Source organism: Pseudonocardia sp. N23 (assembly GCF_002583555.1).
Lineage (GTDB): Bacteria > Actinomycetota > Actinomycetes > Mycobacteriales > Pseudonocardiaceae > Pseudonocardia.
On the sequence record NZ_BEGX01000114.1, the window covers coordinates 464,972 to 477,125 of the forward strand.

Consider the following 12,154-nt stretch of genomic DNA (forward strand, 5'->3'; position numbering starts at 1 on the left):
GCCCGTTTCCGGGCGACCCGCCCGGTCGACGCAGCCGCCGTCACACCGGTAGCCCCAGGCCACGTGCGATCAGCATCCGCTGCACCTCCGAGGTCCCCTCGCCCACGGTGAGGATTCTCGCGTCCTGGTGGTGCCGCGTCGACGCGGTGTCCTCCATGAAGCCGTACCCGCCCGCGAGCTGCGTCGCGGTGTAGCCCGACGAGTTGGCCAGCTCCGACGCGACGAGCTTCGCGATCGCGGCCTCCCGCTCGATCGGCAGCCCCTTGTCGTACTTCCAGGCGCCGTCGTAGGTCATGACGGTCGCGGTGGCGACGGCCGCGGCCAGGTCGGCGACCTGGAACGCGACGCCCTGGTGCCCGCCCAGCGGCTTGCCCATCGAGGTGCGCTCCCCCACGAACCGCATGCTGTCGACGAGGCAGCCCCGCGCCACGCCGATGCTCATCGCCGCGATCGGCAGCCGCGCCCACGTCAGGAAGCGCAGCGCCTCGCGGTAGGCGCGGCCCTGTTCGCCGAGCAGGGCGTCGGCGGGCAGCCGCACGTCGTCGAAGTAGAGCGGGTGTGTGTCCGACGAGCGCCATCCCTGCTTCGCGTACGCCGGGCCGACGGTGACGCCCGGCGCGTCGAGCGGGACGAGGAACGCCGAGACGGGCGGTCGGCCGGTGCCGGGGTCGTCCCCGGTGGCGGCGAAGAGGATCACGTAGCGGGAGAACTGCGTGCCGGAGTTGGTGATGAACTGCTTGGCGCCGTTGATCACCCAGTCATCGCCGACGCGCCGGGCCCGGGTGCCGATGCGGCCCGCGTCGGAGCCACCGGAGGGCTCGGTGAGCCCGAACGACACGAACGTCGTGCCCGCGGCGGCGCCCGGGACGATCTCCTTGAGCAGGTCGGTGCGGTCCGCGGCCAGGTGCACCAGCAGCGCGACGCTGATCGCCTGCACGTGGACGGTGACTGCGAGCGAGGAGTCGACGGTCGCGATCTCCTCGGCCGCCAGGCACGCGGAGCGCAGGTCGGCGCCCGCGCCGCCGTACTCCTCGGGGGCGAGCAGCCCGAACGCGCCCAGCTCCCCCGCGGCCTCGACCAGCGACGGGTCGAAACGGGCCTCCACGTGCCGTGACGCAGCTCCGGGCTCGACGACGTCGGTGCAGAACCGGCGGACGGTCTGCTGCCACTCGCGGTGCTCGTCGTCGAACGCCCAGGGCACGTCGTAGATCGCGCCGGTCCGCAACTCGTCGGTCATTGCTGTCCTTCCAGTACATGGACGACGGCACATGCCACGTCCGTCCCGACGATCCCGCCGAGGTTCTGCGCCATCGCGATCCGGGCGCCGTCGACCTGCCGGGCGCCACCGCGGCGGGTCAGCTGGGTGTGCAGCTCGACCAGCTGCGCGACGCCGGTCGCGCCGATCGGGTGCCCGCGCGCGAGCAGCCCACCGCTGGTGTTGACGGGCCGTTTCCCGCCCAGCCGCGTGGCCCCACCCGCGACGAGCGCCTCTTCGCCACCATCAGGGCAGAGCCCCAGCTGCGCGTACAGCTCCAGCTCCCCGACGGCGGTGGCGTCGTGGAGCTCGACGAGATCGAGGTCGTCGGGTCCGAGCCCGGCCCGGTCGTAGGCCTGAGAAGCGGCGCGTTCGACAGCCGTCGGCATGGTCGGGTCGTCGCCGCGGCCACTCGTCATCGCCGAGGCCAGCACACGAACCGGACCCCCGGTCCCCAGCACGACGGCGGCAGCCCCGTCGCCCATCGGCGCGCACATCCGCAGCCGCAGCGTCCCGACGATCGGCCGGGACGCCAGCACCTCGGCCGCGTCGAGCGGGGTCCGGTACTGCGCCAACGGGTTCAGCGCGCCGTGGGTGTGGTTCTTCGCCGCGATCTCCGCGAGCAGGTTCTCGTCGAGGTCGTCGCGCCCGGCGTAGTGGTCCATGAAGATCGTGCGGTCGGTCGGCGGCTCGGGATGCAGGGCGCGCATCTCGGCGAGGTCCATCGAGGCGTCGAAGGCGCGGAAGGCCTTCTCCCGGTCCGGGTGCACGAGCTTCTCGTAGCCGACGACGAGCACCCGCTCGTACAGCCCCGCGACGATCGCCTGCCAGCCGAGGTGCGCGGCCACGGCTCCGGACGCGCAGGCGTTCTCGGTGTTGACGACGGGCACCCCGCGGATCCCCGTGCCGCGCAGCACGACCTGGCCGCGCACCGACTCCTGCCCCGTCATCAGCCCGTCGACGGCGTTGCCGACGACGACCGCGTCGACGTCACCCGGTTCGAGGCCGGCGTCGGCGAGCGCAGCGGCGACCGCCTCCTCGACGAGGTCGCGCGGGCTGCGGTCGGGATGGCGCCCGAACCGCGTCATGCCCGACCCCTGGACCGAGACGGCCGTCATGCGCCGTGCACCCGTCGGTCGTGGCCCGCCCAGTGCGGCTCGCGCAGCACCTTGCGCTGCACCTTGCCGACGGGGCTCTTGGGCAGCGGTTCCGTCGTGATCTCGACGCGGCCGGGCTTCTTGTAGGAGCCCAGCCGGTCGCGCACCAGGGCGACGACCTCCTCGGCCTCCAGCGACGCGCCCGCCGCGACGACGCACACCGCCATCGGCGTCTCGCCCCACTTCTCGTGCGGCACCCCGAAGACCGCGACCTCGACGACATCGGGATGGTCGTTGATCGCGCTCTCCAGCTCCGCGGGCCAGATGTTGAACCCGCCCGAGACGATCATGTCGTCGGCCCGGTCGAGGACGTAGAGGTAGCCGTTGGTGTCGACGCGGCCGATGTCGCCGGTGCGGATCCAGCCGTCGATCAACCGGGTGCGGGTGTGCACGTGGCCGGGGTCGTCCCAGAACTCGCGCATCTGGCCCTCGCACTGGGCGTAGATCTCGCCCTCGGACCCGAGCGGCAGCACGGTCTCGCCGTCGGCGTCGCGGATCTCGATGCGCACGAACGGCAGCACCCGCCCGGCGGCGCGCAGCGGGGTGGAGCCGGGGACGTCGGAGAACCACTCGGCGGGGGTCATCTCGGTCAGCGGCACGGCCTCGGTCTGGCCGAACACCTGGTGCATGACCTCGCCGAACACGCGACGACCGGCCTGCGCGGTGGAGTCGGTGATCGGGGCGCCGCCGACCAGCACACACTGCAGCCTCGACCAGTCCCGCTGCGTCGCAGAGGGTTCCGCCGTGAGCATCTGGATCATCGACGGCGGCGCGAACATGTGTGTCACCGCGTGGCGCTCGGTCATGTCGAGCACCTTGACCGCGTCGAACCCGCCGAAGAGCAGGTTGGCGCTGCCGTGCAGCCAGGCGGGCAGGAACAGGTAGCCCGAGGCGTGCGAGATGGGCCCGGCGTGCCCGACGACGCTGTCGAGCTGCAGCAGCGGCAGCCGGCAGTACCAGTTGCGGCAGTTCACCAGCCAGTCGTGCTGGGTGTAGCCGACGCCCTTCGGACGCCCGGTCGTCCCCGCGGAGTGCCGGATGACGTACCAGTCGTCGTCGCCCACGACGACGTGCGGATCCTCGCCGGACTGCCCGGCCAGCCAGTCCTCGTACCCCGCGTCCCGCACGACGACGTGGCGCAGGCAGTCCACCTGGGCCTCGAGCCCCTTGACGCTGTCGGCGTAGGCGGCGTCGGTGAGCAGCACGACGGCGCCGGTCTGGCCGATCATGTGCGCGTGCGCGTCGGACGAGTTGCGCGCGTAGAGCGGCACCCGCACGGCCCCGGCGATCGCGGCGCCGATGAAGAGATCGGCCGCGCCGAGGTTGTTGTCCTCCAGGCCCGCGACCCGGTCGCCCGGCTGCACACCGAGCGCGATCAGGGCGTTGGCGAGCCGGACGCCACGGTCCCAGGCCTCGCCGTAGGTGAGCGTGCGGTACTCGTCGATCAGTGCGGTGCGGTCGCGGTGGAACGCGACGGACTGCCGCATCATGTCGGCCACGTACACGGGCGGACCTCCTCGCCGACGCCGGTGTCGGATCGTCCGAGCATGGCGCCGGTCACGGAAAAGTTCAAGTCATGAGCAGAACTTCTGTCGATGCCTTGCCCGCATACGATGCCCGCGACAGCACACCGACGGAGGGACGAGCACGTGGCGAAGGGGTACTGGGTCGTCACCTACAAGTGGGTCACGGACCCGGAGGCGCTCGCGCAGTACGGTGCGAAGGCGGCGCCCGTGGTGCTCGCGGCGGGCGGCCGGTTCGTGGCCCGCGGCGGGAGGGTCACCGCGCGGGAGCACGGCGTGGCCGAACGCACCGTGGTCGTCGAGTTCGCCGACTACGACGTGGCTGTCGCGACCTACACCGACGAGGAGTACCAGGCGGCCGTGCGCATCCTCGACGGCGTCGCCGAGCGCGACTTCCGGATCGTCGAGGGTGCGGACTGAGCGCTCACCGCTTGCGGCAGCGGGCGTCGAACAGGCAGTAGAGGCCGAATACCGCCAGCCCCGCCGCCAGCACGAGCAGCAGCGCCGGACCGTAGGGCTGGGCGCCGAGCGTCTTCACGCCGGCGTCGAGCCCGACGGGCTGCGCCGGGTCGTAGCGGACCGCCGTGCGCACCGTGAGGACACCCGCGGTCAGGTACGCCAGCCCCAGCGCCACCCAGCCGACATGCCCGGCGAGCACCCCGAGCCGGCCCAGCCGCGGCCCGCAGCGCGACAGGTCCAGATCGCGACGGAACCCGCCCCGCACCCCGCGCCACACCGCGAACCCGGCCAGCACGGCGACCCCGACACCCGCCGCGCCGACGAGCCACTGCCCGCCCGGCCACCCCAGGACCGTGGTGAGCACCGAGCCCTGCGACGACCCGCCCGCAGCGATCTTGGCCGCCGACACGGCGAGCGCGGCGAAGAGCCCGGCCTCGGCCAGGTCGATCGCGCTGCGCAGCACCCGGCGCCCGGTGGGCAGCCCGCGGTGGCCGAACACCACCTCGGCGAGCGTCCACAGGGTCAGCGCGGCGAGCCCCACGACCGCCACCCACAGCGCGACCCGGCCCGCCGCGGTCTCCGCGACCGTCGCGAGTGCCCCGGTCTTGTCGGCCCGCTCGGCGTCGCCGAACGCGACCTGCGCGGCCAGCGACGCGATGACCAGGTTGACCGCCCCGTAGGCGACCAGCCCGAGCCTGCCGAGGACGCGGACGGGCTGCGACTCCGCGAGGTCCTCGGCAGTGTCCGCGGCGGACTCCACCGTCGCCGACCGGGACTCCGACACCGCGCCACCTCCTCCGACCGAAGCGCAGCATGTCCCTTTCAGACGGTATGCGCCACTCGACCGGGTGACACGCCCTCGCGCCGGCCCAGTGCGGTGTCGAACTCGACGGGTCGACGCCGACCGTCAGCGGGCGGCGGAGATCGTCGCGCTGCCGAGGACGACGTCGCCGTCCGGGTCGGGCCGGTAGAACGCCACCGACTGGCCGGGGGCGACCCCGCGCAGCGCCTCCCCCAGCTCGACACGCAGCGCACCCTCGGAGGTGGGCCACGCCGTCGCGGGGGCGAGACCGCCGTGCGCGCGGACCTGGACGACGCAGCTCACCGGCCCGTCGGGGGCGGGGCCGCAGCCCCAGACCGGGGTCTCGGTGTCGATCTCGTGGACGTCGAGCGCCTCCGCCGGGCCGACCGTGACCGTCGCCGTGACCGGCTCGATGCCCAGGACGTAGCGGGGGCGGCCGTCGGCGGCGGGGCGGTCGACGCCGATGCCCTTGCGCTGCCCGACGGTGAAGCCGTGCACGCCGTCGTGGCCGCCGAGGACCTCGCCGCTCGCGGCGTCGACGATCGGGCCCGGACGCGCGCCGAGCCGGTCGGTGAGGAACCCGCGGGTGTCGCCGGACGGGATGAAGCAGATGTCGTGGCTGTCGGGCTTGTCGGCCACCCTCAGCCGCCGCTCGGCGGCCTCCGCCCGCACCTGCGCCTTCGGGGTGTCGCCGATCGGGAACATCGCGTGCGCCAGCTGGAACGGCGTCAGCACCGCGAGCACGTAGGACTGGTCCTTGCCGTCGTCGACAGCGCGCCGGAGCACGCCGCCGTGCAGGCGGGCGTAGTGGCCGGTGCAGACGGCGTCGAAGCCCAGCGCGAGGGCCTTGTCGAGCAGCGCGGCGAACTTGATCCGCTCGTTGCAGCGCACGCACGGGTTGGGGGTGCGGCCCGCGGCGTAGGCGGCGACGAAGTCGTCGACCACGTCGGCGGAGAACGGCGCCGCGAAATCCCACACGTAGAACGGGATGTCCATGATGTCGGCGGCGCGGCGGGCGTCGTCGGCGTCCTCGCGCGAGCAGCAGCCCCGCGAGCCCGACCGGAGCGCGTCCGGCGTCTCCGACAGCGCGAGGTGCACCCCGACGACGTCGTGGCCGGCGTCGACGGCCCGGGCCGCGGCGACCGCGGAGTCGACCCCGCCGCTCATCGCGGCCAGGACCCTCATCGGGCGACCGCGCGCGGCTGGGCCGTTCGTCCGCCCCGGGCCTCGGGGCGACGGTGGGCGGCGGCGTTCTGCCCGGCGCGGCGGGCCCGGTCCACGACGGGCCCGATCGTGCCGGCGAGCGAGTCCACGTCGCGCTGGGTGGAGGTGTGGCCCAGCGAGAACCGCAACGAGCCGCGGGCGGTGGCCTCGTCGGCGCCCATCGCGAGCAGCACATGGCTGGGCTGCGGGACGCCTGCCGTACAGGCCGAGCCGGTGGCGCACTCGATGCCGTGCGCGTCGAGCAGCATGATCAGGCTGTCGCCCTCGCAGCCGGGGAACGACAGGTGCGCGTTGCCGGGCAGCCGCGACGGTCCACCGTCGATCGCCGACGTACCGGGGTCGCCGTTGAGCACCGCGTCGGGGACGGCGGCGACGACGCGGGCGACCAGCTCGTCGCGCAGGGCGCCGATCGTCCCGGCCCGGCGCGGGGCGTCGGCCACCGCGAGCTCGACGGCCGTGGCCAGCCCGATGACCGACGGGGTGTCGAGGGTGCCGGAGCGGACGTCGCGCTCCTGGCCCCCGCCGTGCAGCAGCGGTGTCACCGCCACCTCGCGGCCCAGCAGCAGCACGCCGGCGCCGTAGGGGCCGCCCAGCTTGTGGCCGGTGAGGGTGAGCGCGTCGACGCCGGACGCGGCGAAGTCGACGGGCAGGATGCCGACGGCCTGCACGGCGTCGGTGTGGAACGGGACGTCGAACTCGTGGGCGACCGCGGCCAGCTCGCGTATCGGGTTGACCGTCCCGACCTCGTTGTTGGCCCACATCACCGACACCAGCGCCGCCGAGCCCGGATCGCGCTCCAGTGCGGCGCGCAGCGTCTCGGGCCGGACCCGGCCGTACCGGTCGACCTCCAGCAGCTCGACCTCGGCGCCCTCGTGGGCGGCCAGCCACTCCGCGGAGTCGACGACGGCGTGGTGCTCCACCGCCGAGACGAGCACGCGGATGCGGCGGGCGTCGGCGCCCTGGCGGGACCAGTACAGGCCCTTGACGGCGAGGTTGTCGCTCTCGGTCCCGCCCGTGGTGAACACGACCTCCGACGGCCGGGCTCCGACCGCGGCCGCGATGACCTCGCGGGCCTCCTCGACGCGACGCCGGGCGCGGCGGCCGGAGGAGTGCAGGGCCGAGGCGTTGCCGGTGGAGGCCATCGCCTCGGCCATGGCGGCGACGGCGTCGGGGAGCATCGGCGTCGTCGCCGCGTGGTCCAGGTACGCCGCAGCGGCGTGGGGGCCGCTGGTGCCGGTCCCGTTCCCGTCGGTCACGGTGCTCACGAGGTCCTGTCCGTCCCTGTCGGTCGTCAGACCGTCCAGGGTAATCGCCATCGCTCGCGTCCTCCCGCGGGGCGGGTCAGGCGGCGGCCGGCTCCGTCTCCACGGAGGCGGCCCGGCGCAGCGCGGCACCGGTGACGACGCGCCGGGCGCGGGCGGCCAGCACCCTCCGGTCCTCCCCCGGGCCCGGGCGCAGCAGAGGGTGCAGGGTCAGCTCGCACACCAGCCCGTCGAGGGCCAGGACGCGGCGCAGCGAGTCGGCGAGCGTCTCGTCGCCGACGAACGAGGCCGCGGTGGTGGGCCGGCCGTCGGCCAGGCGCAGCTCGAGGGTGACGGGCCGGACCGGGACACCGGCGTCGACGGCCGCCTGGAACGGGGCGCGGCGGAACGGGCCCGCAGCGGAGCCGCACCACGTGGTGCCCTCGGGGAAGACGCCGACGGCGGAGCCCGCGCGCAGGGCGTCGGCGGTGTCGTCGACGACGGCGGGCAGCGACCGCAGCCCGGCCCGGTCGACGAACAGGGCACCGCTGCGGGCGGCGATCCGGCCGACGACCGGCCAGTCGCCGACCTCGCGCTTGGCGATCATCCGGACCGGCTGGACCGCGCCGAGCGCGAGCACGTCGATCCACGACAGGTGGTTGGCGACGACGAGCACGCCGCCGTCGTCGGCGAACCGCTCGCCGCCGGTGACCCGCAGCTCCACCCCCGCCGCGCGGAGCGCCGCGCGGGAGGTCCGGCGCATTGCCCGGTCGGTGGCCCGCCGCCCGAACAACGCGACCAGCGGCAGGGTGGCCACCGCGGCGGCGATCACGGCGAGCAGGGCGACCGTGCGGCGGGCCGCACGCAGCCGCGCGGGCCGGGCCCCGGGCGGGAGGCAGTCCGGCCCGCACGGCGAGTAGGGGGGCCAGGGGCTGCCGTCGCGCTCGGTGGCCCGCGGTACCCCGGGGTGGGTCGGGTGCTCGACGACGTGAGCCGCGCGGTGCCCCCGGCCGAGCGCGCCCACGTCCCGCGGACGGCGGTCCTCGACCGGCGCACTCACGCGACGTCGCCCAGGAAGTAACGCAGGTAGCGCTGGTCGAGGCGCTGCATGTCGAGGAGCACGAAGAAGTCGGCGCAGCCGAAGTCGGGGTCGTGCGCGGGCGGGCCACCGACCCAGGTGCCCAGCCGCAGGTAGCCGCGCAGCAGGGGCGGCATCGAGAGCTTCCCCGAGCGCAGCACCGGCCCCGCTCGCCACGGGTTGCGCGGGCTCACCCGGTACGGGTCGGGCGCGAGGTGGCGCGAGCGGACCCGCTCCCAGACGCCCGCGGCCGTCGCCCCGCCGTCGTCCAGCGGGACGCTGGCACACCCGGCGAGCCAGCGGTTGCCCGACAGCAGCATGTAGCGCGCCAGGCCCGCCCACACCAGGCTGACGACGGCGCCGTCGCGATGGTCGGGGTGCACGCAGGAGCGGCCCGTCTCGACCAGCGCCGGACGCAGCGGGTCGAGCGGGGTGAGGTCGAACTCGCCGTCGGCGTAGAGGGCGCCGGCCTCGCGAGCCCGATCCGGCGGCAGCATCCGGTAGGTGCCGACGATCCGGCCCGTCGCGTCCTCGCGGACCACGAGGTGGTCGCAGAACTCGTCGAAGCGGTCGACGTCGATCCCCGGGACCGGCGAGTGCAGCTCGGCGCCGAGCTCGCCCGCGAAGATGTCGTGACGCAGTTTCTGGGCCGCCCGCACATCGGCGGCGTCGGTGGTCAGCAGCAGCGAGTAGCGGCCCGCCGGGCTCTGCGGAGTCGTGCCCAGCACCCGCGAAGTGGTCGAGGAGGTCACGGCGGTATTGGTACGGCTCGTGAGCGAACGGACGATCCGTGCTGCGTCGTCCGCGGCGTGGCGATCGGGTGAACACAGCCCGTCCGTCCGTCCGCCGCCCGCCCGATGTGCAGGACGCGGACCGGGCCGAACGCACGACGCCCCCGGACCGCAGGGGCCGGGGGCGTCGGGAGCTGTGCGTCAGGACTTGCGCTTGACGATCTCCTCCTGCAGCTGCGGCGCGACCTTGAACAGGTCGCCCACGACGCCGTAGTCGGCGATCTCGAAGATCGGCGCCTCGCCGTCCTTGTTGACGGCGATGATCGTCTTCGACGTCTGCATGCCGGCGCGGTGCTGGATCGCACCGGAGATGCCGAGCGCGATGTAGAGCTGCGGCGACACGGTCTTGCCGGTCTGCCCGACCTGGAACTGGTGCGGGTAGTAGCCGGAGTCGACCGCTGCACGCGACGCACCGACGGCAGCCCCCAGCGAGTCGGCCAGCTTCTCGACCAGCTCGAAGTTCTCGGCCGAGCCGACGCCGCGGCCACCGGACACGACGACGCTGGCCTCGGTCAGCTCCGGGCGGTCCCCGCCTGCGAGCGGCTCGCGCGCAGTGACCGTGGCCGAGCGGCCGGACGCCGCCGGGACCTCGACCGACTCCTCGGCACCGGCCCCGTCGGCAGCCTCGATCTCGATCGAACCGGGACGCAGTGTGATGACCGGGTGGTCGGTGTTGGCCTTGGCCTCGGCGATGTAGGCACCACCGAAGACGGAGTGGGTCACGCCGTCGGGCGAGACGCCGACCGCGTCGCCCAGCAGCGCGGAGTCGGTGCGGACGGCGAGGCGTCCGGCGATCTCCTTGCCGTCGGCCGACACCGAGATCAGCACCGCCACCGGGTTCGCGGACTCGACCAGCGCGGCGAGCACGGAGACCTGCGGGGTCAGGAAGTCGGTGGAGTCGGTCTCGGCGACGTAGATCTTCGCCGCGCCGTGGGCCTTGAGGCCGTCGGCGAGCTTGCCCGCGGTGCCCGCCGGGCCGACGACGACCGCGGCCGGCTCGCCGATGCCGCGCGCGGCCGTCAGCAGCTCGTACGTGCTCTTCTTGTTCTCACCCTCGACGTGGTCGACGAGGACCAGGACCTCTGCCATGGTGTCTTCTCCTTCTCGTCGCTGCGCGTCAGACCAGCTTCTGGGAGACCAGGTACGCGGCGATCTTCGATCCGCCGTCACCCTCGTCCTCGACCTTCTCGCCCGCGCTCTTCGGCGGCTTGGGCTGCGAGCTCGTGACGGTGCTCAGTGCGTTCGCGAGCCCGACCTGCGAGGCGTCGATCCCCGCGTCGGCCAGCGACAGCGTCGAGACCGGCTTCTTCTTGGCCGCCATGATCCCCTTGAACGAGGGGTAGCGCGGCTCGTTGATCTTCTCGTTGACCGACACCAGCGCGGGCAGCTCGGCGGTCAGCTTGGTGACCCCGTCGTCGGTCTCGCGGGTGACGGACACGGTGCCGCCCTCGACGGTGACCTCACGGGCGTGGGTCAGCGCGGGCAGGCCGAGCAGGTCGGCGACCATCGCGGGGACCGCGCCGGAGCGGCCGTCGGAGGCCTCGTTGCCGGCGAGCACGATGTCGTAGCCGCCCTCGACGGTCTCGATCAGCTTGGCCAGCGCCTTGGACGTCTGCACCGCACACGAGCCGTGGAGTGCCTCGTCGGAGAGGTGGACGGCCTTGTCGGCGCCCATCGACAGCGCCTTGCGGATGGCGTCGGTCGCCCGGTCGGGGCCCATGGCGACGACGGTCACCTCGGACCCGTCGTTGGCCTCCTTGAGCTGGAGCGCGGCTTCGACGGCTCGCTCGTTGATCTCGTCGAGCACGGCGTCGGTGGCCTCACGGTCCAGAGTGCCGTCCGAGCCGTCGAGCTTGCGTTCGGAGTAGGTGTCGGGCACCTGCTTGATCAGCACGACGATGTTCATCGGACCTCTTCGACCTCCTGCCGGTGCGAGAGCCGTGCCCGTGTGGTGCGCGGCCCGTACGTCGGACTCTCCTCCGCCGGTGACCGCCGACACCGCGGGGCGCCCGCCCCCGCCGAGTGACTCGTGGGGCGCGGCGCGCGTGGCCGCGGATCGAGGGTCACGGACGACTGTCCCGCGCCGGTACCTGGCGGTCCGCCGCGGTGTGTGAACTCTCCGGAACCATTGTTACCGGCGGGTTCAGGTCGGGCAAACGGTCACGGGGTGAGAGTCCTCACGAATCAGTAAGACATTTGTGCTTTCACATCGGTTAGACGACTGTCACGATCCGCGCCCGTTCCGGGCGTGGCACCGCCGTCAGCGGTACAACGGACACCTCGCCGGTGCCGTTCCGGCGGACTACCCAGGCGGGGGTGCCAGGTGCTGGTGACCGGCTTCGACGACCGCACGGGCTGTGGGTACGTGTTGCGGACCGGCCCGCACACCGCCGACGACGGGGACAGCACCCCGGTCGTCGACGCAGGCGTGACGGTGCTCGCCACCCCGGAACTCGCCGTGACGTTGCGGGACGCACTCGCACACCACCCGGTCGCCCTGCTCGGCTGGTCGGGCCCCGAGGTGCCGTTGACCCTGGCCGACGACGTGCTGCTGGGCTGGCTGACCCACACCGTCGGCGGCGTCGTCACCGTGGAGGGCGCGCCCACGGCCTGAGGCCGCGCAT

At 73.8% G+C, this 12,154-nt stretch carries 12 protein-coding genes; 2 read left to right on the top strand and 10 right to left on the bottom strand.

The features are described from left to right. Positions 1 to 40 precede the first annotated feature (40 nt). The 3 genes from TOK_RS26535 to TOK_RS26545 are packed head-to-tail and all read right to left on the bottom strand — an operon-like array spanning position 41 to position 3,917. The gene (locus TOK_RS26535) at positions 41 to 1,237 is read right to left on the bottom strand and encodes an acyl-CoA dehydrogenase family protein (protein ID WP_098960675.1); all 1,197 of its coding nucleotides are present in this window, start codon (positions 1,235 to 1,237) and stop codon (positions 41 to 43) included. Then, positions 1,234 to 2,373: a thiolase family protein gene (locus TOK_RS26540; protein WP_098960676.1), complete on the bottom strand. Its 1,140-nt coding sequence runs from the start codon at positions 2,371 to 2,373 to the stop codon at positions 1,234 to 1,236. Before TOK_RS26540 ends, TOK_RS26535 begins: the two co-directional genes overlap by 4 nt. Further along, positions 2,370 to 3,917 (bottom strand): class I adenylate-forming enzyme family protein, encoded by a 1,548-nt coding sequence (locus TOK_RS26545; protein WP_098960677.1) that lies wholly within the window; start codon positions 3,915 to 3,917, stop codon positions 2,370 to 2,372. The genes TOK_RS26540 and TOK_RS26545 overlap by 4 nt, the downstream gene beginning before the upstream one ends. A 108-nt stretch (positions 3,918 to 4,025) precedes the next feature. Between TOK_RS26545 and TOK_RS26550 the strand changes: the two genes are divergently transcribed. After that, the gene (locus TOK_RS26550) at positions 4,026 to 4,355 is read left to right on the top strand and encodes a DUF1330 domain-containing protein (protein ID WP_374754930.1); all 330 of its coding nucleotides are present in this window, start codon (positions 4,026 to 4,028) and stop codon (positions 4,353 to 4,355) included. A 4-nt stretch (positions 4,356 to 4,359) separates the two neighbouring features. Here TOK_RS26550 and TOK_RS26555 read toward each other — a convergent pair whose 3' ends face one another. From TOK_RS26555 to TOK_RS26585, 7 genes are all read right to left on the bottom strand, one after another. Beyond that, positions 4,360 to 5,178 (bottom strand): DUF1206 domain-containing protein, encoded by an 819-nt coding sequence (locus TOK_RS26555; protein ID WP_098960679.1) that lies wholly within the window; start codon positions 5,176 to 5,178, stop codon positions 4,360 to 4,362. Between the two features lie 123 nt (positions 5,179 to 5,301). Then, complete coding sequence (gene mnmA, locus TOK_RS26560; RefSeq protein ID WP_098960680.1) at positions 5,302 to 6,381, bottom strand: tRNA 2-thiouridine(34) synthase MnmA; 1,080 nt, start codon at positions 6,379 to 6,381, stop codon at positions 5,302 to 5,304. Next, complete coding sequence (locus TOK_RS26565) at positions 6,378 to 7,598, bottom strand: aminotransferase class V-fold PLP-dependent enzyme (RefSeq protein ID WP_253258666.1); 1,221 nt, start codon at positions 7,596 to 7,598, stop codon at positions 6,378 to 6,380. The genes mnmA and TOK_RS26565 overlap by 4 nt, the downstream gene beginning before the upstream one ends. Positions 7,599 to 7,761: 163 nt before the next feature. Beyond that, positions 7,762 to 8,721, bottom strand: a complete 960-nt coding sequence (locus tag TOK_RS26570) for a 1-acyl-sn-glycerol-3-phosphate acyltransferase (RefSeq protein WP_098960682.1) — start codon at positions 8,719 to 8,721, stop codon at positions 7,762 to 7,764. Then, positions 8,718 to 9,491 (bottom strand): GNAT family N-acetyltransferase, encoded by a 774-nt coding sequence (locus TOK_RS26575; protein WP_253258651.1) that lies wholly within the window; start codon positions 9,489 to 9,491, stop codon positions 8,718 to 8,720. Before TOK_RS26575 ends, TOK_RS26570 begins: the two co-directional genes overlap by 4 nt. Before the next feature lie 180 nt (positions 9,492 to 9,671). Next, positions 9,672 to 10,619, bottom strand: a complete 948-nt coding sequence (locus tag TOK_RS26580; protein WP_098960684.1) for an electron transfer flavoprotein subunit alpha/FixB family protein — start codon at positions 10,617 to 10,619, stop codon at positions 9,672 to 9,674. A gap of 28 nt (positions 10,620 to 10,647) precedes the next feature. Continuing rightward, positions 10,648 to 11,436, bottom strand: a complete 789-nt coding sequence (locus TOK_RS26585; RefSeq protein ID WP_098960685.1) for an electron transfer flavoprotein subunit beta/FixA family protein — start codon at positions 11,434 to 11,436, stop codon at positions 10,648 to 10,650. 423 nt (positions 11,437 to 11,859) lie between these two features. Here TOK_RS26585 and TOK_RS26590 point away from each other — a divergent pair, with 423 nt between their 5' ends. Beyond that, positions 11,860 to 12,144, top strand: coding sequence for a hypothetical protein (locus TOK_RS26590; protein WP_253258652.1), 285 nt, complete (start codon positions 11,860 to 11,862; stop codon positions 12,142 to 12,144). Positions 12,145 to 12,154: the final 10 nt, after the last annotated feature.